This window comes from Chloroflexaceae bacterium (genome assembly GCA_025057155.1).
In the GTDB taxonomy this organism is placed as follows: Bacteria; Chloroflexota; Chloroflexia; order Chloroflexales; family Chloroflexaceae; genus JACAEO01.
This window is the reverse complement of sequence record JANWYD010000002.1, coordinates 313,503-332,499: the sequence shown is the minus strand read 5'-3', so window position 1 is coordinate 332,499 and position 18,997 is coordinate 313,503. Positions and strand designations below refer to the sequence as shown.

The 18,997-nt window shown below is 66.3% G+C and carries 19 protein-coding genes; 9 read left to right on the top strand and 10 right to left on the bottom strand.

Annotation, left to right across the window (positions count from 1 at the left end; translation table 11 throughout):
- Positions 1-242, bottom strand: a 242-nt coding sequence (locus tag NZU74_02685) for a hypothetical protein (protein MCS6880213.1), incomplete at its 3' end; no start/stop codon positions are given.
- Positions 243-895: 653 nt separating this feature from the next.
- On the opposite strand from NZU74_02685, the gene NZU74_02680 reads away from it, so the two are divergent.
- The 6 genes from NZU74_02680 to NZU74_02655 all read left to right on the top strand — a co-directional run bounded on the left by NZU74_02680 (position 896) and on the right by NZU74_02655 (position 7,059).
- Entirely contained in the window at positions 896-1,384 is a 489-nt protein-coding gene (locus NZU74_02680; GenBank protein ID MCS6880212.1) for a DUF1269 domain-containing protein, read from the top strand.
- A gap of 133 nt (positions 1,385-1,517) precedes the next feature.
- Positions 1,518-2,255 (top strand): hypothetical protein, encoded by a 738-nt coding sequence (locus NZU74_02675; protein MCS6880211.1) that lies wholly within the window; start codon positions 1,518-1,520, stop codon positions 2,253-2,255.
- Between the two features lie 208 nt (positions 2,256-2,463).
- Positions 2,464-5,217: an HAD-IC family P-type ATPase gene (locus tag NZU74_02670; protein ID MCS6880210.1), complete on the top strand. Its 2,754-nt coding sequence runs from the start codon at positions 2,464-2,466 to the stop codon at positions 5,215-5,217.
- A gap of 189 nt (positions 5,218-5,406) precedes the next feature.
- Positions 5,407-6,063: a thioredoxin family protein gene (locus NZU74_02665; GenBank protein ID MCS6880209.1), complete on the top strand. Its 657-nt coding sequence runs from the start codon at positions 5,407-5,409 to the stop codon at positions 6,061-6,063.
- 121 nt (positions 6,064-6,184) lie between these two features.
- Positions 6,185-6,802: a sigma-70 family RNA polymerase sigma factor gene (locus NZU74_02660; GenBank protein MCS6880208.1), complete on the top strand. Its 618-nt coding sequence runs from the start codon at positions 6,185-6,187 to the stop codon at positions 6,800-6,802.
- Positions 6,799-7,059 carry a zf-HC2 domain-containing protein gene (locus NZU74_02655; GenBank protein MCS6880207.1) on the top strand — a complete coding sequence of 87 codons (261 nt, stop codon included), beginning with the start codon at positions 6,799-6,801 and terminating at the stop codon, positions 7,057-7,059. The genes NZU74_02660 and NZU74_02655 overlap by 4 nt, the downstream gene beginning before the upstream one ends.
- Positions 7,060-7,138: 79 nt before the next feature.
- Here NZU74_02655 and NZU74_02650 read toward each other — a convergent pair whose 3' ends face one another.
- The 5 genes from NZU74_02650 to NZU74_02630 all read right to left on the bottom strand — a co-directional run bounded on the left by NZU74_02650 (position 7,139) and on the right by NZU74_02630 (position 11,836).
- Positions 7,139-8,911, bottom strand: a complete 1,773-nt coding sequence (locus tag NZU74_02650; GenBank protein ID MCS6880206.1) for a solute carrier family 26 protein — start codon at positions 8,909-8,911, stop codon at positions 7,139-7,141.
- 113 nt (positions 8,912-9,024) lie between these two features.
- The gene (locus NZU74_02645) at positions 9,025-9,525 is read right to left on the bottom strand and encodes a protein tyrosine phosphatase family protein (GenBank protein ID MCS6880205.1); all 501 of its coding nucleotides are present in this window, start codon (positions 9,523-9,525) and stop codon (positions 9,025-9,027) included.
- A gap of 16 nt (positions 9,526-9,541) precedes the next feature.
- The gene (locus NZU74_02640; protein MCS6880204.1) at positions 9,542-10,117 is read right to left on the bottom strand and encodes a DsrE/DsrF/DrsH-like family protein; all 576 of its coding nucleotides are present in this window, start codon (positions 10,115-10,117) and stop codon (positions 9,542-9,544) included.
- 197 nt (positions 10,118-10,314) lie between these two features.
- Positions 10,315-10,566, bottom strand: a complete 252-nt coding sequence (locus tag NZU74_02635; protein ID MCS6880203.1) for a sulfurtransferase TusA family protein — start codon at positions 10,564-10,566, stop codon at positions 10,315-10,317.
- An 88-nt stretch (positions 10,567-10,654) separates the two neighbouring features.
- The gene (locus NZU74_02630) at positions 10,655-11,836 is read right to left on the bottom strand and encodes an MBL fold metallo-hydrolase (GenBank protein MCS6880202.1); all 1,182 of its coding nucleotides are present in this window, start codon (positions 11,834-11,836) and stop codon (positions 10,655-10,657) included.
- A 120-nt stretch (positions 11,837-11,956) separates the two neighbouring features.
- Here NZU74_02630 and trxA point away from each other — a divergent pair, with 120 nt between their 5' ends.
- Together trxA and NZU74_02620 are read left to right on the top strand one after the other, a co-directional pair.
- Positions 11,957-12,727 carry a thioredoxin gene (gene trxA / locus NZU74_02625; GenBank protein MCS6880201.1) on the top strand — a complete coding sequence of 257 codons (771 nt, stop codon included), beginning with the start codon at positions 11,957-11,959 and terminating at the stop codon, positions 12,725-12,727.
- A 157-nt stretch (positions 12,728-12,884) separates the two neighbouring features.
- Entirely contained in the window at positions 12,885-13,439 is a 555-nt protein-coding gene (locus tag NZU74_02620; GenBank protein MCS6880200.1) for an NUDIX hydrolase, read from the top strand.
- Between the two features lie 125 nt (positions 13,440-13,564).
- Here the strand turns inward: NZU74_02620 and NZU74_02615 are convergent, their stop codons facing one another.
- The 4 genes from NZU74_02615 to NZU74_02600 form a co-directional block, all read right to left on the bottom strand.
- On the bottom strand, positions 13,565-13,786 hold the full coding sequence (locus tag NZU74_02615) for a DUF2892 domain-containing protein (protein ID MCS6880199.1): 222 nt from the start codon (positions 13,784-13,786) through the stop codon (positions 13,565-13,567).
- Positions 13,787-13,979: 193 nt separating this feature from the next.
- Complete coding sequence (locus NZU74_02610; protein MCS6880198.1) at positions 13,980-14,654, bottom strand: Crp/Fnr family transcriptional regulator; 675 nt, start codon at positions 14,652-14,654, stop codon at positions 13,980-13,982.
- A gap of 194 nt (positions 14,655-14,848) precedes the next feature.
- Positions 14,849-15,775, bottom strand: a complete 927-nt coding sequence (locus NZU74_02605) for a LysR family transcriptional regulator (GenBank protein ID MCS6880197.1) — start codon at positions 15,773-15,775, stop codon at positions 14,849-14,851.
- 721 nt (positions 15,776-16,496) lie between these two features.
- A complete protein-coding gene (locus tag NZU74_02600; GenBank protein ID MCS6880196.1) occupies positions 16,497-16,928 on the bottom strand; it encodes a tetratricopeptide repeat protein in 432 nt (143 codons plus the stop codon).
- Between the two features lie 623 nt (positions 16,929-17,551).
- Here NZU74_02600 and NZU74_02595 point away from each other — a divergent pair.
- Positions 17,552-18,958, top strand: a complete 1,407-nt coding sequence (locus NZU74_02595) for a rhodanese-like domain-containing protein (protein MCS6880195.1) — start codon at positions 17,552-17,554, stop codon at positions 18,956-18,958.
- Positions 18,959-18,997: the final 39 nt, after the last annotated feature.

Below are 18,997 nucleotides of genomic sequence, written 5' to 3'. Positions count from 1 at the left end.
CCGGGGGCGGCGTGCTCGACCGCGCCTGCCAGGTAGGCGAGGAGGCGCAGCGGGTCCTGGTCGTGCTCGTCGAGCGTGAGCCAGGCCACCGGGTATCGTGACGTGTGGCGGCCAATCGAACTGCCATTCACACGATGGGGTGAACCAAAGAGCCACTGGGCCGCCAGAGTGGACTTTCCGAAGCCTGCTGGCGCCACGATTACGGTCAGCCGCCGGGTCGGGGGAAAGCCCAACCGTTCCACTAAATGCGCGCGCCTCACCCACGTCTCACGGTAGGAGGGGGGGGTCAACTTGGTTGGAATAACCAGGCGGTCCAGAGAGGCGACTTTTCTCATGGATGCTGTAGACTGACCGTTCGTGCCGTAAACAGAGTTATATCTTACAGTATACGCGAGTCGCTGGCAGCGAACAAATCGGGGCCGGGGTGCGACGAAACGTTCTGCACGTGCCGCGGCCCATCGGCCCGCCGGGCGCCTGCTTAGTCTGTAGAGTACGTCTCCTGGAATTTCCGCCCCCCTCCCAGCCTCCCCCCGTAGGAGGGGAGGCACCGGGCTTCCTCCCCCGGCGGGGGAGGATTGGGGAGGGGGCGAGGGTCTAGCGCAAGACTTAATTTACAGACCGCTCAGGGCCGACAAAAATACTCCTTTTTGAGTGACGCCAGCAGAGGCGTATGTGCTACACTGAACAGAGTGCACCATCGCCCTGCCGCGGGCGAACATCTTTCGCCTTAAGATGCGGAAGGCAGTTTCCCGTCCCCACCCCACGGAAGGGCGGGCCGAGTAAACTTCGCCGTTCTATGCCTGTTGCTACACGATCAGTTTTCACCTGAATCGATGGACGTGGCGGGCGATGAATGCCGCCTCAGGAACTCGCAACTCGAAGTAAGGAGCGCACGATGGCCACGCTGACCGTGTTCAAGTTTCCGACCCCCGATGGCGCCGAGCAGACCCTCAGCAAGTTGCAGGATCTTCAGAAGCAGCAACTGATCACCATCCTCGACGCGGCGATCGTCACCTGGCCCGCTGACAAGAAGAAGCCCAGGACGCGGCAACTCTACAATCTGGCCGGCGCCGGCGCCCTCACCGGCGCCTTCTGGGGCATGCTCTTCGGGCTGATCTTCCTGATGCCGTTTATGGGGGCATTGATCGGCGCAGCCACCGGCGCGATCACCGGCTCGTTCGCCGATGTAGGCATTGATGACAACTTTATCAAAGAGGTCCGGGAAAAGGTCGTTCCGGGCACTTCGGCGCTATTCCTGATGAGCGCCGATGAAGTGGTCGATCGCATCCGCAGCGAGCTAGGGACCCTCGACGCCGAGTTGATCGCCAGCAACCTCTCGACCGAGCAGGAGGCAAAACTCCGCGAAATCTTCAGCGAGGAATAGTCCTGATGTGAATAGCGTTGTTGGAGGGGGATGGGGAAACCAGGTTTCCCCATCCCCCTGCCCATGGAAGGGCCTCAGCGACCTGAATGCCGGTTGAAGGGGGAGGTACCGGCCCCGCTCCATTCTAATGACTATGTCCATTCGCCAGCAATCACGGCGTCCTTCGCGCCCCGCGCCCCGGGCGCCAGGGGAGGCCCTCCTCGCCCGTTTCCTCGACCCGATCGATCTGCTCTCCGAGGCCATTTACAGCGTGCTGATCTTGCTCACCTTCACCCTGGCCTTCCGCGCGCTTACCGTTGCCGGACAGGTTGAGCCGCCGTCCTCGGCGATCTATGCGACCGAGTTCGTGGTTGCCGCTGTCGGGGCCATTCTGGCCTGGGGCCTGATTGACGGGCTGATGTACATGCTGCTCGAAATGTTTCAGCGGCGTGAGCGGTATCGCTTTCTTCAAGAGGTCCAGCAGGCCGAGAGCGAGCAGGCCGGCATCACGATCGTCGCCGAGGAACTCGACTACATCCTTGAGCCGATCACCAGCGAAGAGGATCGGCAGGTGGTCTATCGCTACCTGCTGCAACACCTGCGCCAGGGTTATCCGCGCCCGGTGGGGTTGCAGGCCGCCGATGTGCTGGGCGCCCTTGGCTCGGTGGTCGTCGCGCTGGTGGCGGTGTTCCCCTCGCTGCTCCCGCTGGTTCTTCTGCGCGGCCAGTTCGACCTGGCGCTGCGGCTGTCGAACCTTATCTCCTTTGGGATGCTCTTCGTCTTCGGCTATCGCTGGGGCGTGTATACCGGCGCCAATCCCTGGAAAACGGGACTGCTGGTTATGACCCTGGCGGTGGTGATGGTGGCGATTGCGATCCCCCTGGGGGGATAACCACCCTTCACGCGTGGGGCATTGGTTCCTAACGATAAACTTGCTATACTGGGGCCAGGCAAGCCTGGCGCCGATGACCGCGCCTGAGGATCCCCCGTTTCTCACCCCTCGCCGTTCCCCGCCAACCCCTGCTTCTTCCGGGAGCGGTTCCGCTGCCGAATCCTCCTCACGCGCTGCGCTCGTCCGCCACCGACAGAAAGCAAGTCCCATGACCCTGCATACCACCGATCCGGACGTGCGACACGCCGTCCTTCCCCCGGGCAGCACGCTCTGGCACACCCTTCCGCCCAACGAGGCGCTCGAGGCATTGCACAGCGGCCCCGAGGGTCTCACCAGCGCCGAGGCGGAGCGTCGCCTGGCCCACTATGGCCCGAACCAGTTTCCCACCCGCGCCGCCCCGCCCCTCTGGGAGATCTTCCTGCGGCAGTTCCTCAGCCCCTTGATTTACGTTCTGCTGGCCGCCGCGGTGGTCTCGCTGCTCATCGGCGATGTCAAGGACGCCGTGTTCATCTTCGCCGTGATCCTGATCAATGCCGTCCTCGGCGCCTATCAAGAGAATCGGGCCGAACAGAGCGCCGCGGCCCTGCGCACCCTGCTTACCGTCACCACCCGCGTGCGGCGCGATGGGCGGGTGCAGCAACGCAGCGCCGAGGACCTCGTGCCAGGTGATGTGGTGCTGATCGAGTCAGGCGATCGGGTGCCGGCCGATCTCTACCTGCTCACCGCCACCAACCTGGCGGTGAACGAAGCCTTCCTCACCGGCGAGTCCGAGGCGGCCACCAAAACCGCCGCCATCACCCTCGCTCCAGAAACCCCCGTGGCCGATCGCGCGAATCTGGCCTATGCCGGCGCCACGGTGGCCACCGGGCGAGCGGTCGGGGTGGTGATCGCCACCGGCACCCACACCGAGATCGGCAAAATTGCCGAGGCTACGGCCAGGGGCGAGGAGGTGAAACCGCCCCTGGTGATCCGCATGGAACGCTTCAGCCGCTGGATCAGCGTGGTGGTGCTGGTCGCCGCGGGCGCGCTGGTGGCGATCTCGCTCACGCGGGGAACCCCCTTCACCGAGATTTTCTTCCTGGCGGTGGCCCTGGCGGTCTCGGCCATCCCCGAAGGTTTGCCGGTGGCCCTGACGGTGGCCCTCTCGGTCGCCGTGCAACGCATGGCCCGGCGCCGGGTGATCGTGCGGAAAATGACCGCCGTCGAGGGCCTGGGCAGTTGCACCATCATCGCCAGCGACAAGACCGGCACGCTGACGGTGAATATGCAGACCATTCGCCTGCTGGTCCTGCCCACCGGCGAGCAGTTGGCGGTTTCGGGGGAGGGTTACAACGGCCAGGGGGCCATCAACGTCGATGACGAGCCAGCGCCCCCGCCGCTCGCGGAGCGGGCCGCCGCCCTGGCCCTGGCGGGAACCCTCTGCAACGAGGGCGAACTGCGCCAGATTGACGACACCTGGCAGCACTCGGGCGACGCGGTTGACGTGGCCTTCCTGGCCCTGGGCTACAAGGCCGGCCTGGACGTGCCCGGCCTGCGGCAGGCCATGCCGGCGCTGGGCGCCATCCCCTTCGAGTCGGAGCGCCAGTATGCCGCCGTGGCCTTTGAGCAGGACGGGCAGGTCACGGTGGCCGTAAAGGGCGCCACCGAGCGCGTCCTCGCCTTCTGCGACACAATGCAGGGGTCCGATGGTCCGCTGCCGCTAACCCCGGAGGCCATCACTGCCACCGCGGACCAACTGGCCGCCCGCGGCTACCGGGTGATCGCCGTGGCTCGGGGCCGTTACGTGGGCGACCCCGCTGCCCTCGATGAACACCACCTGGAGGGCCTGACGCTGCTCGGCCTGGTGGGCATGATTGACCCGCTGCGACCGGAGGCCAGAGACGCGGTGGCAGAATGCCGCGCCGCCGGGGTGCAGGTGGCCATGGTTACAGGCGACCATCCTGCCACGGCGCTGGCCATTGCCCGCGACCTGAGCATCGCCAGCGAACCCGACGACCTGGTAGTGGGCCGTGACCTGCCCCACGTGCAAAGCGGCAGCGAAGCGGACTTTCTGGAGCGCACCCGCGGCGTCCACGTCTTCGCGCGGGTTACGCCGTTGCAGAAGTTGCACATCGTCGAGGCCCTGCGGGCGCAGGGGCACTTCGTGGCCGTCACCGGCGACGGGGTGAACGACGCGCCGGCGCTGCGGGCCGCCAACATCGGCGTGGCCATGGGATCGGGCACCGACATTGCCAAAGACACCGCCGACATCATCGTCACCGACGACAATTTCGCCTCGATCGTCCATGGCGTGGAGGAGGGGCGCTACGCCTACGCCAACGTGCGCAAGGTCATTCTGCTGCTGGTATCTACCGGCGCGGCAGAGGTGCTGCTCTTCCTGCTGGCGGTGGCCCTCGATTTCCCCCTGCCCCTCATCGCCGTGCAGATCCTCTGGCTCAACCTGGTCACCAACGGCATCCAACACATCGCCCTCTCCTTCGAAGCGGGGGAAAAAGGGCTGATGCGCCGGCCCCCCAGACGGCCCGACGAGGGCATCTTCAACCGGCGCATGGTCGAGCAGGTGGCGCTCTCCGGGTTGACCATCGGGCTGATCGGCTTCGGAGTCTGGATCTATCTGCTCAACGCGGGTTGGGAAGTAGAAGCGGCGCGCAATCTGCTCCTGCTGCTGATCGTCCTGTTTCAGAACTACCACGTCTTCAACTGCCGCTCGGAGTACGTCTCGGCGTTTCGCATGCCCCTCCGCAACAACCCCTTCGCCTTTGTGGCGGTGATCGCGGCCCTGGGTTTGCATACGCTGGTGATGCACGTGCCCTTCATGCAATCGCTGTTGCGCATCGCCCCGGCAACCCTGGAGCAGTTCCTGATCCTTGCGGCCCTCGCCGGCGCCATCCTGGTAGTGATGGAATTCTACAAGCTCATCCGCCGCGAACCTGAACTGGCGCCGAAGGGAGCATTGGCCTGACCGGGGCGCGCCATGACCCGTTCAGAGTGCGATGGCGTCAGACAACCCGTTTACCGGGCAACTCGGGCCAGCCGCCCGCGACCATTTCCACCGCCCATGAACCGGCCGATATATGGTAAGCTGTAACCACGTTCGCGGCTGCGGCATCGAACGGGTAGTGGAACAGGCTAACCGAGAAGGATTGCGAGTATGAGCCTCTTACAGGACAAGGACCGGGCCGCGGTGCGGGAGGCCTTTGAGGGACTGGTGCAGCCGGTACACCTGGTGCTGGTGACCTCGGAGGAGAGCGGCGAGTATAGCGAGGTGGCGCGCGAGTTGCTCGAGGAGGTCGCCGCGCTGCACGACCAGATCAGCCTCGAAGTGCTTGACATCGAGACTGACGCGGAGCGGGCCGGAGCCCTGGGAGTGGATAAGGCCCCGACGGTGGCGTTCTTCGCCGGCGCCGAGCGTGTCGATCACGGCGTGCGCTTCGCCGGCCTGCCCAGCGGCTATGAGTTCGCTACCCTGATCGAGACCATCCGTATGATGGGCGGCGCGGCGGACACCTCACTTATGCCCGCGACCACGGCGTTTCTGGAGGGTCTCAACGCTCCTCTGCGCCTCCAGGTCTTCGTGACGCCGACCTGCCCCTACTGCCCCCGCGCGGTGGTGCTGGCCTATCGCCTGGCCATCGCCAGCCCCCACGTCAGCGCCGAGGGCATCGAGGTCAGCGAGTTCCCCGAGCTTGGCGACCGCTACGCCGTGATGGGCGTGCCCAAGACCGTGATCGGCGATCTCGTCTCCATCGAGGGGGCCGCCCCCGAGTCAATGATGCTGCAGAAGCTGCGCGAGGCCGTCGCCGCGTAGTGTCCGAGCATGTGCCCTGTAACGCCGAAGCACCGGCGCTGCCGGTGCTTCGGTCCATCATTGTAGCCGCCCACAGGCGGCGTGTTATACTGAAAGCATACTGCCTGTGGAGGGATAATCCATGCCCGGACCGACGATCGATCTTTCTCTCTACGCCGATGAAGCCGCCCTGCTGGCCGCCCTTCGCCGCCACGATCCCGATGCCTGCACCTGCCTGGTCAAACGCTTCGCGCCGCTGGTCTACGCCCGCGCCCTGCGCCTCACCGGCGACCCTGACGAGGCTGAGAGCGTGTTGCAATCCACGTTCATCAAGGTCTGCGACGCGCTGACGAACTTCGATGGCGCCAGCAGTCTGGGAACCTGGATCTACCGCATTGCCACCAACGAGGGGCTGATGGTGCTGCGGCGGCGCAAGCCGCACATCGCTCTCGAAGATGTTGCCGAAAACCTTCAACCCGAGGAGGTGCCCCACCAGTTCCAGGCGTGGTCGCCCGACCCGCAGCGTGTGGCGCTCGACGGTGAACTGCGCGCCCAGATCGAGCGGGCTATCGCCGCGTTGCCCGAGCAGTTGCGTGTCGTGGTGGTATTGCGTGATGTTGAGGGGTTAAGCACCGAGGAAACTGCGGCGCAGCTCGGCATCAGTCCGGGTGCAGTCAAGGTGCGCCTTCACCGGGCGCGCCTGCGCCTGCGCGAGGCCCTTGCCGATTACCTCGCCGCCCGATCGGAGGATCAGGCATGAGCCATGCGGGCCATTCGCACGATCTGGATCGCTGTCGCGAACTGGTAGCGCAACTGAACGATTACCTTGACGGTGAACTCCCCGCCGATCTCTGCGCCGAGCTGGAGTTGCACCTGGCCGATTGCCCCGACTGCCGTGTGGTGCTCGATACCCTAGGCCAGACGGTGCGCATCCTTCACCATCTGGACGCCAATCCCCCGCCGCCGCTGCCCCCTGAGCTGGAGGCGCGCCTTCTCGCCCGTCTACGGGCGGGGTAAGCCCTGTAGGGCAACCTTCCAGGTTGCCTCGCCCGGCTGCGGGCGGGGTAAGGCCTGTAGGGCAACTTTCCAGGTTGCCCTACAGGCACCCCAGGCGCTGCATCGCCGCATGGGTCGTCAGATGAATGCGCTCGGGGCCGATCTTCTCCACAAAATGGGCCCGCTTCAGCCCGTCCATCACCGGCCCCTTGATTTCGGCCAGGTGCAGTTCCACTCCCGCGTCGCCTAACTCTGCGATGAGCGACTCAAGCGTGTGCAGCGCGCTCGAGTCGATGAAGTTGATCGCCGAGCCGATAAGCACCAGATGCTTCACCTCGGGCCGCTCGGCCACAATTTGCAGCAGGGCGTTCTCCAGGTAGCGCGTGTTGGCGAAGTACAGGCTCTCGTCTACCCGCACCGCCACCACGTGGGGCCAGGTCTGCACGTCATAGCGCAGAATGTTGCGGTACACCTCGCTCTCCCCCAGGCGGCCCACCACCGCGATGTGCGGCCGGCTGGTGCGCCAGAGGTAGAGCAGCAACGAGACGCCTACGCCAAGGAAGATGCCCGTTTCAATGCCCAGCAGCAGCACTGCGGCGAAGGTGACGCCCCAGGTGATAGCGTCGCTCTGGTTGGCCTGCCAGATGTGTCGGGCTTCCTTCAGATCCACCAGGCCAAACACGGCCACGACGACCGTTGCCGCCAGCACCGCCTGGGGCAGGTAGTAGAACAGGGGCGTGAAAAAGAGCAGGATCAACGCGATGCCCCCCGCGGTCACCAGCGAAGCCACGCCGGTGACCGCGCCGGCCTGGAAGTTGACCACCGAACGGGCGAAGCCGCCGGTCACCGGGTAGCCGCTGAACAGCCCGGCCCCGATGTTGGCCGCGCCAAGGGCGATCAGTTCCTGGTCCGGGTCAATCGCCTGCCGGCGCTTGCTGGCCAGGGCCCTGGCTACGGCGATCGATTCGACCACGCTGACCAGCACGATCGCCGCTGCCGCCGGCAACAGCGCCTGCACGTCGCCGATGGTCGGCGCGGGCCAACGGAACGGCGAGAGACCGGATGGAATGGCCCCTACAACTGTTACCCCGGCGCGCTGGTCGAGACGCCACAGCCAGGCAACCAGCGTGCCCAGCAGCACCGTCACCAGCGGCGCCCCGCTCACAACCAGGGTGACCGCCAGCGGGCGCAGACCCAGACGTTGCAGAATTGGCCGCAGGCCCTTGCGAAAAAAGAGCAGCAGCGCGATGCTGGCGAGGCCGATGCTCAACGTGACCAGGTTGGTCTTCCCCAGGTCCCGCACGGCGTGGTAGAGCACCTCGTAGAAGCGGTCGCCGGCAACGTTGAAGCCCAGGAGGTGCTTGAGTTGCCCGGCGGCGATGATCAGCGCCGAGGCCGAGGTGAAGGCGGCCAGCACCGGGTGTGAAATGAAGTTGAGGATCACCCCTAGCCGGAACATCCCCAGCAAGAGTTTGATCGCCCCGACGATCAGGGCCAGGATCAGCACCAGTTGCAGGTAGCGCGCGCTGCCCGGTTCGGCCAGAGCGCTGACACCGCTGAAGACCAGCAACGAGGTGATCGCCACCGGCCCCACCGAGAGTTGCCCGGAGGTGCCCAGCAGCGCATAGATGATCAGCGGGACCACCGAGGCGTAGAGGCCCATCTGTGGGGGTAATCCCGCCAGTTGAGCGTAGGCCATGCTCTGCGGAATAAGCATGATTGCTGTGACCACGCCGGCCACCAGATCGCTTGGCAGGTCCGCCCGGCGGTAGTGCAGCAGCCAGCGGGTAAACGGCAGGTAGCGGCTCAAGCCGGCGGCCCGCGTCGCGACCCTGGTCTGGGTCGAGGAAGGTATGGGTTGAGAGGTTGCCATTCGGACGTCCTTATGCCTGTGTAGACCGGCGCGGCGCCGGGCCTGCACGTCCGCGCCAGTGGGAAAAAGGCTTATGTTGGCCTGGTAGGCGCAACCTTCCAGGTTACGCCGCCTCAGGTCACCTGTTCCCCCGTGCGTTCGAAATAGTCATCGGCGCAGAAGCCAAAGGTCTCGAGAGCCTCATCGTCGTAGCCCGCGGCGCGCAGTTCGGCCTCGGCCTGCTCGCGGCTCCAGCCATGGCGGATCTGCCGGTAGAGCAGCCACATCAGCCCTACACGGGTGGCGCTGCGGCAATGGAAGATCACCCGGCCCGCGTCGGGGTCCTCGAGGAGTTCGGCCAGTTCGTCCACGTGCTCGCGTTCCAGTTCATACGCCGGCCAGGGCCGGTGAAAGTAGCGCAGCCCCGCCGCTTCGGCATTGCGCTGCTCTATGGCCGAGCGTTCGGGATCGCTCCGCAGGTTGATGACCGTCGTGTAGCCGGCCTCGGCCAGCCTCTCCCAGTCTTCAGGCTGCGGCTGCGCCGCCAGCAGCACCCTGGGAGTGACGGCGTAACTCAGTAGCGCGGCGCTGGCGATACGCTGCTGTAACGCCGCACAGGGAAGTTCGTTGGTCACGTCGGGGGCCCTCCTCTCAGATAAACAGCGTCACTTTGGCCCGCGCCGCGTCGCCAAGGAAGGTCGCCACACCGCCGGTCTCCAGCCCGTCCACCAGTTCTTCGTCCTTGATTCCCAGCAACTCGCGCGACATGTCGCAGACGACCATGCGCACCCCCAGTTCACGGGCCAGGCTAAAGAGCTCCTCCGGCGAAGAGACCTCGTGCTTCCGCATCAGGCTGCGGATGATCTGCGCGCCCGCGCCGAAGAAGTTCATCTGCGAGAGGCCCATCTCGCCCAGCTTGCCCGGCAGCATGGCCGTGAAGCCCTGCTCCAGCAGGCCCTTGCCGCTGAAGACCTTCTGCTTCTTCACCGCGCTCAGCCCCCAGAAGGTGAAGAACATGCTCACCTCCAGGCCCATCGAAGCCGCGCCGGTGGCGATGATGAAGGCAGCAATGGCCTTGTCGAGGTCGCCGGAGAAGACCACTATCGCCAGACGGTCCTCGATCCCCTGCGAGGGGTGCGCCTCCAGCGCGGCCACGCGGGCCTCCAGGGCGGCAATGCGGTCTAGCAGGCCCTGCGTATCCTTTTGATCAATCGTCTCTATGGTCATTGGTCTGGTTCCTCGTTTCAACGCGATTTCGCTGCACAACACTGATGTGAACAGGCGCGGGGAAACCAGGTTTCCCCGCGCCCCTGCCCAATCGGACCGGCGGTAGCGCAACCCTCCGGGCTGCGGCAGCGGCAACCGGGTTTCCCCGCGCCCCTGCCTGACGGAAGGACAGCGGGCGCCCTGACCTTCTCGGCCACCTACGCCGTGCGCTTCAGGTAGTGCACAAACAGTTCCTGGCCGCCTTCGGTGACGGTCTCCTGGGCCAGGAGTTCGACGTTCCGGGCCGTCTTCACCCAGCCCTGGAAATCGGCCACGGAGCCGCGGTCGGTGGCGATCACTCTGAGCACCTGGCCCACCGGCAGTTCGTTGACCGCCTTGCGGCTCTTGACCAGCGGCATCGGGCACCTGGCGCCCTTCACGTCAAGGGTCTGATCGTATGCGATGGACATCTCTAGTTTCCTCCATGATCAGCGGCTCTGCGCCGCGATAGATGTGCGGTTTCTGGTTAACAGGACAGCGGAAGTCCCGCTGAAAGGCTCAGACATCACTCAACGCGCAGATGTTCTTGCCCAGCTCCAGTTCGTTGGCCCTGGCATCGCAGGGCGTCACCAGCCCAATGTTGACGCGCTTGATTTCCACGTATTCCGGTGGAAAGACCGGCAGGCGGCTCAGGACGTAGCTGGTGAACTCGGCCTCGTCGCGCGGGCGCAGGGCGTCGTTGGCAGCGCGCACCTCGGCGAAGGGGGCAGCAAAGACGCCGTTGGCATCGCCTTCGTCGAGGGTGCTGAAGTGGGCCGGCAGGATCAGCGTGTCGTCGTCGGCCATGCGCGGCAGCCGCTCGGTGATGCTACGGTAGAGGATCGGCGTCCAGGCCTCCCCCTTGCCGCCCAGGTCAGGGCGACCGAAGGAGCGCAGGAAGATGCCGTCGCCGGTGAAGAGCGCGCTGCGGCCGTCGGGCGCGTCGAGACGGTAGTTGACCTGGCCCAGGGTGTGGCCGGGGAACCAGCGGGCTGTAATGGTCACTGCGCCGATCTCGAAGCGGTCGCCCTCCTGAACATGCGTATAGGCGATTACCGCGGGCAGCATGTCAATCGGATGGATGGCGTCGTAGGCATGCACGTAGTAAGACGCGCCCGTCTCCTGCGCCAGGGCCGGACCGCCACTGATGTGGTCAGCGTGAACGTGAGTGTCAAAAATGTGGGTCAGGGTGGCCCCGGCCTCAACGACCACATCGCGGTAAACCTGAGTGTGGCGCATCGGGTCAATCAGGGCTGCTTTGCCGCCGCTGATCACGGCGAAGCTCAGGTCGCCGCGAGCCGGGCGGGCGATCTGCACGATGCGCCCCCAGTCCGCCGTTACCACATCACGCACGTCGTAGAAGTTCCCCCAGCTCACGTAGCCGCCCTCCAGATAGCGCGCCTGGTAGCCGCGTTCCTGCAACACCCCGGCAACGTACTGCGAGGAACCCTCCCTGGCGCACACCACGAGGATCTCGCGACCCGCCGGAACGCGCGCCACGGCGCTGTCCTCATCTTCGATGAACTCGAAGTAGGGAACATTAACCGCGGTCAGGTTCGCGCGGCCCTCGATGGGGCTGCGCCGGAACTCCTCCTCGTTGCGCACGTCGAGAATGAACAGCGGTTCGTCGCGCAGCATGCGAGCGTACAGCTCGGCCGGAGTAAACGCGGCTACAGCGGTCTGGCCTTCGGCGATAGTCATGGTAGCAACTCCTGATTTCTTGTGCAATACGGAACGAATAATTTCCGGGTAGAATGTTACCGTTCGAATGTAAGGCCCGCGCGAGTGTTTCGTAAGAGTTTGGTAAGGAATAGGAAATCTATGACGATCTCCGCCCCGATCCACACCAACCCGCAGAGCATTGACCGCGTGCTCAACGCGGGCGTGCCGGTGCTGCTCGTCTTTACCCGGCGCGATTGTCAGACCTGCGCGCACCTCGCTCCGGCCCTGAACCGCCTGGCCGCCGACTACGCCGGGCGCGCCCTGATCGCCCAGGTGGATGTGCAGGAGTACCCCGATCTGGCCCGGCGCTTCGAGGTGACGCGCCTGCCGGGGCTGGTCTTCGTACAGCGCGGCCAGCCGGTTGCCCGCTCCGCTGGCGTGGCCGCCGAGGCGGCGTTGCGCGCCTGGTTCGAGCATCTTACCGCCGGCGGCGCGCGCCCGCCGCTGCCCGAGGGGCCGAGCGTGCCCATCGAGGGCCAGGCGCCCCCGCCACCCGCCGCCGGAGCGCGCTCCGGACCTGCCGCCAGCGCGCCTCCGCCCCGGGGCGCGGACAGCCCCGTCGTGCTCACCGACGCTACCTTTGACCGGATCGTTGGCGCCAGCGAGCAGCCGGTCCTGGTTGACTTCTGGGCGCCCTGGTGCGGGCCGTGCCGCATGGTCGCCCCGGCGGTCGAACGGCTGGCCCGTGAGTTCGCCGGGCGCGCCGTGGTGGCCAAACTCAACGTGGACGAGAACCCCTACACTGCGCAGCGCTTCGGCATCAGCGGCATCCCGGCCCTCTACATCTTCAAGCGCGGGCGGGTCGTTGAGCGTCTGGTTGGCGCCCAGCCCGAGTCGGTGCTGCGCCAGGCCCTGGCAAGGCATATGTGACGCAGTAGTCTGTAAAGTAAGTTTCCTTGCATTTTCGCCCCCCTCCCAACCTCCCCCCGTTGGGGGGAGGAGCCGGACTCCCTCCCCCAGCGGGGGAGGGTTGGGGAGGGGGCGGAGTTACCGAAAAACTTCGTTCACAGACTAATAAGGATCATCCGTGAACGCCCACAACCCTTCCCCCGACGCGCCCGCCTGGGAACGCGGCGAGACCATCGTCACCATCGAGTCGCCCTGGGTGCGCCTGATCGCCGAACGCTGGCGCGATGACCAGGGACGCCTGCTCGACTACTGGCGCGTCGAACGCGCCCATTCGGTCATTGTCGCGCCGATCCAGACGGGGCGGCTGCTGCTGCCCCGTCCCCAGTTCCGGCCCGGCCTCGGGCGCCCCACCCTCGACCTGCCGGGGGGGCGGCTCCCCGCCGGCCAGACGCCCCTCACGGCGGCGACCGCCATCCTGGTCCGCGAACTGGGCCTCCCTGCGGGGGCTATCACCACCATGCGCCCGCTGAACCGGCAGGGCTGGGCGATCAATAGCTCGTTCTCCGACCAGTTGCTCTACGGCGTCGTGGCCTCGATTGATCCCGCCCGGGCGCCAACCCTGCCCCACGAGACGCTCAGCTTCGACCGGGCGGGGCTGCGGGCGCTGCTGGAACGGCTCGAATGCCTCCAGTGCCGCGTCGTGGTGCTGGAACTGCTGGCGGAAATGGACTGATTTCGGAGAGCATCGCTCAGAAGTGTTAACGCAAAGACGCGAAGACGCAAAGCGGCGACATGAATATCACCGGTGCTTTGCGTCTTCGCGCCCTTGCGTCACAGCAGAGACGACCTGCGCGCTTACTACACGCGCCCCTTCCCCGCCGGCCGCCCGCAGGTATTGATCCCGAACGGCAGGTACAGCGGGCAGAAGCCGATCAGGCTCGTGCCCACAAAGACCAGCGCCAGCACCCCCAGCACGATCGCCAGCCAGCCGCTGATCACGCCGGTGAAGATCAGGATGGCGAACAGCGCCGCCAGCGCCACCCGCACCCCACGATCGATGGTTCCCATATTGGTTTGCATCTCTTTGCTCCTGTTCATAGCTTTCTGCTATCTCAGGAGAACTTGGAGAAACCAGGTTTCCCCGTCCCCCTGCCCGACAGGACCTGGGTGGCGCAACCCTCCGGGTTGTGCCGCATCCCTCCGGGTTGCGCCGCAGTCCTCCGGGTTGCAGCTCGAAGTATAATCAATCTCGACTCACCGATCCGTGACAAAGTCACACAGCCGCGCGGCGTTCCAGGCCGGCGCGATCCGCCACGCTGATGCTGCCCCGTCCCAGGTGCACCAGCCCCGCGGCGGCAAAATCGGCCAGGATGCGGCTCACCACCTCGCGCGAGGTGCCCAGCTCAGCCGCAATCTGCTGGTGGGTGAGGTGCAATGGGCCGCCGGATGGGGCCCGGCGGAGCAGAAACTCGGCCAGCCGCGTATCCATGCGCCGGAAGGCCACCTCATCAACCACGGCCATCACCGTCGCCAGGCGCCGCGCGAGCAACTGAAACACATAGGCGCGCCACGGTGCGAAGACCTCCATCCATTCCTGAAAGACCTGGTACGGAACCACGAAGGCCGTTGCCGGCTCTTCGACCGTGGCAATGGCCGGGAAGTGCCGGTCACCGAGAATGCAACTCGCGGTGAGAATGCAACTCTCGCCGCGGGCGAAGCGGTAGAGGGTAATTTCGCGCCCCGTCTCGCCGATCTTGAACACCCGCACCTGCCCGCGGGCCAGGATGGCGAAGTTGTCGCAGAGATCGCCCTCTTCAAACACCGTTGCCCCCGTGGGCAGGTGGATTGACATCGCTTGCGCCACGAAGGCCCGGCTGATCTCGGTGTTGGGATCGGCCAGGAACGGCAGCATCTCCGCCGCTTCGCGCCACTCCTGCTGGCTCAACATTATGCTCTCCTGTTTTGACTCGCGCTATGGGTTTTATCACACGCGGTTTCGCGGCGCGGCCTTGTGGGCGACCGCTCGGGGGAGGTGCGGCAGGCGCGCGCCCGCCGCGGGCGGAACGGGGATGTGGGAAGGCTCCGCCTCCCCGCGCCCCTCCGGGAAAACGCGGGGGTGAACCAGGCATTCCGGCCAGCGCTCTAACGGTTCGCCGGGGCATCGCTCGCCTGGAACCGTTCACCGAGAAACTGCAAAAACGTATGCGCCACCGGTCCGAGCGGGCGGGCGGCGTGCCAGAGCAGGCGGAGCGTGCGCCGCAGCGGACGCCCGTGGATGGGGATGGCCCGCAGCAGACCCAACTCCACCTCGGCTCGCACCGTGTACAGCGGCAGGATGGTCAGGCTCGCGCTCAACATCACCATGCGCTTCATCGATTCAAGATTATCCAGCTCGGCCACCACCCGCGGCGTGAGCGCATGCTCGCGCAGGGTCTGGTCGAGCCAGATGCGGGTCTGGCTGCCCGCCTGTCGCGTCACCATCGGCTGGCCGGCCAGTTCCTCCAGGGCGACGGCCGGACGGTCCCACCAGGGATGTTGCCGCCCCAGCACCACGTACTGGTCGAACTCCTGGAGTTCCCGCGCGCGCAGATCGAAGAGCGTCTCGCCATCAAGCTCGCCTTCGATCACCGCCAGGTCCATCTGACCGCCGCGCAGTTCGCTGGTGATCACCGGGGTCGTGGCTGTCTGGGCGATCACGGTGAGGTTAGGGTAGCGTTCCCCGAAGGCCTGCACCCATTCCGGGAGCAGGTAGGCGCTCACCCCGGGCGTCGCGCCGATCGTCAGGCGGCCCTCGCGCAACCCGCGCACATTCGTCACCGCCAGTTCGGCCTCGGCCACCAGGCGAAAGATCGCCTCGCTATAGTCGTAGAGCCGCCGCCCCGCGGGCGTGAGCCGCACCCCCCGCCGCCCCCGCTCGAAGAGCGGCGTCCCCAGCCCATCCTCCAGCGCCTTGATGTGCTGGCTCACCCCCGACTGGGTCATGCGCAACTGCGCCGCCGCCTGGCTCAGGCTCCCCGCCTCGGCCACCCGGGCGAAGATCTCCAGCTTGTACAGATCCAGAGTGAACATCGTTGTTCCACAACGGACAAAACGGCAGGCCCGGGGCGGCGCTCACCTTACAGGTTCTCCAGCCTCCTCGCATCCCATCCCGATCCGGGGCATTGGGAAGCCCGGATCGCTCCTCTCTCACGGGCGGGCGATCCGTGACCTACAACACGCATCCGGCGATTGACATCGCGCCAGCGCGGGCTGAAGCCGGCCGTCCGTGCGGACGGCGGCATTCACCTGCATCGACGCCCGGCGACCCGCCCCCCGTGTGCGATGGATGGTTGGCAGGTTCGTCGTTGCACTGGATTGATGCACGCGCCCGTGCGGGAGTTGCATGGTGGATGGCGGGACGACTATGGAACCCTCATAGCAGTCCCATGGTACCACGATCATCCTGTCCGCGGGAGCAGGGTGCCGAGTTGGTGGCCGGAGCGGCGATCTCCGCCTCGCGCCCGACGAAGCCGGCCACGGCGGTGTGGTGCTGGTGCACGGCTTGGCGGGGCGCGGACGCTGAGCGCCTGGTCGCGCCGGCGATGCCGGCCGCCGGCTGCTATCGCCCCAAGGGGGCCTGGCGCAAGCGCCGCAAGGGGGGGTGTGATGAAGCTCTCAGGTGTAGGGTTTTTCGAGCGAGAAGGGGTTTTCGGCATTCCAATGCGATCCTCACCCCCCTGCCCCCTTCGCGTTCCTCGCCGACCCGCCGAGCGCCCCCGCTCGGCGCAGCCACCCCCCGGCCCGGCGCGCATCAGCGCCCGCTCCGCCAGCGGCCCAGGATACGCCGCCAGAGCGGCGGCGCCGTTCCACCGAGGCGCTGCTGGATGGCAGCGAGGTTCCGACGTGCTCGCTGCGTGTCCGGGTGGTCCGGGCCTAGCCGGGCCTCGTAGATCCGCAGGGCGCGGATCATGAGTTGCTCAGCCGCCGCGTAGTTCCCCTGGACTCGGAAGAGCTCGGCGAGGTTGTGGAGGCTTTGGGCGGTATCCGGGTGGTCGGGGCCGAGCGCGCGCTCGCGAATGGCCAGGGCCCGTTCGTAGAGCGGCCGGGCGGCCGCGTAGTTCCCCGCGCTTCGCTGCGCCGGGTCCGGGGTGAAACTGGCCGGGTCAGGAGGGGCCGGGCGCCCGGCTTGCCCCGGCTCACAGCAGGCAATCCCCTGGTATAAGTCACAGCTTAGAGATAGCATAAGCGATTCGTAGCTTGTGCATAGCTCCCGGATCTGATATTGTTTCCTCCGAAGCGCGAACCCCACCAGCCATTGCCCGGACAAGCAAGCGTTGCGCACATCGCGCAAGTTCCGCCTCGTTAATGCGGATCGTCAGGCGCCAGCCGCGCCCGGCGCTGGTTCGCGCTGCCCGCAGGGTCCGGGAGAGCTTTGCCCTCCGATGGGAGAGGTGTGGAGGGGTGTGACGAAAAGTCTTGCACGCTCCCCTTACGCCCGGCGGCTGATGATCATTAAGAAATAAATCTGGTATAGCCCGCGCAGGCGGGCTTCGCATCGGTAGCCCGCGGCTTCAGCCGCCGGGCTACAGGGCAAATACCCGGTTTGTATACTTTATCTTCATCAGACGCCCGGCGGGCCGGTGGGCCGCGGCACGTACAGAACGTTTCGTCGTACTCGGCGTGGAGCGGCGTAGCCTCTCCGCAACCCCAGTGCCGCCCGGGGCGGCAGAGGCGCCCTGGTTTCGCCAGAACGCCCGCCGCGGGCGGAACCAGCGGACCGCCGAGGGCGCGGCCTCTGCGCCTCCCCCGAACGGCAACCCGGGCGGCCACGTAGCGCAACCGTGTCTTACGGAAAGGAAAACGACGATGCTGTTGAAGTACTTCTACGACGAAACCCTGGCCCAGGCCTCCTACCTCATCGGCTGCGCCAGAACTGGCGAGGCCATGGTCATTGATCCAATGCGCAACGTCGAGCCCTACCTCCAGGTGGCTGCGAAGGAGGGGCTGCGCATCACCCACGTGACCGAAACCCACATCCACGCCGATTTTGTCAGCGGCGTGCGCGAACTGGCCGCTCGCACCGGGGCGCAAATGTACCTCAGCGATATGGGTGACGCAGCCTGGAAATATGCCTATCCCGAAGTGGATCGCGCCATTCTGGTGCGCGACGGGGATAGCTGGATGGTCGGCAACATCAAGGTGGAGGTCATCGCCACCCCCGGCCACACCCTCGAACATATCGCCTTCATGATTACCGACACCGCCGCCGCCAATGCTCCGATGGGCGTGTTTACCGGCGATTTCCTCTTCGTTGGCGACATCGGGCGCCCCGATCTGCTCGAAGAGGCCGCCGGCTTCGTCGGCACCAAGGAGCCCGGCGCGCGCATGCAGTTTCACTCCGTCGAACGCTTCAAGGCCCTGCCCGACTATCTGCAGATCTGGCCGGCCCACGGCGCCGGCAGCGCCTGCGGCAAGGCCCTGGGGGCCGTCCCATCCACCACCCTGGGCTACGAGAAGCGCTTCAATCCCGCCTTCCAGTTCAGCGATGAAGACGCCTTCGTCCGCTGGCTGCTCAGCGGGCAGCCCGAGCCGCCCCGCTACTTCGCCCGCATGAAATACGTCAACAAGGTCGGCCCGGCCCTGCTCAGCGAGCTTGCCGCCCCCGTCGTCGTTGACCGCGCCGCCATTGACCTCGCCCTGAGCGAAGGCGCGCTGGTGGTGGACCTTCGCAGCCAGGAGGAGTTCGTCGCCGGTCACATCCCTGGCAGTCTCAGCGTTCCGGCTACCACCGCGATGTACAGCACCTACGTGGGTTGGTTCGTTGACTATTCCCGGCCGACCTACCTGGTGCTGCCCGAAGGCGCCGACCTGGCGAGCGTCCTCACCGCCCTGCGCGCCATTGGCGTGGACGACATCCCCGGCTACCTCCCCGCCGCCAGCCTCGGCCAGCCCCTGGAGTCGCTGCCGACTGTCACCCTCGACGACCTGGCCGAGGCCCTCAACCGCGACGACGTCCAGATCCTCGACGTCCGCGGCCAGACCGAGTACGACGCGATCCACCTCACCGGCGCGCTGCATATCCCCCTCGGCTTCCTGCCTCGCCGCCTCGACGCCATTCCGCGCGATCGGCAGGTGATCGTCCACTGCGCCTCAGGCTACCGCTCGCACGTGGCCGCCAGCCTGCTCCGTCGCCTGGGGGTGACCCGCGTCGCCACCCTGGTTGACCCTGCGGGCCGCTGGCAGGAACTGGTCGCTACCGCGGCTGTGGCGTAAAGGGTGGAGCAGTGGCCCGCGGCCCGGCCCGCTCCACTG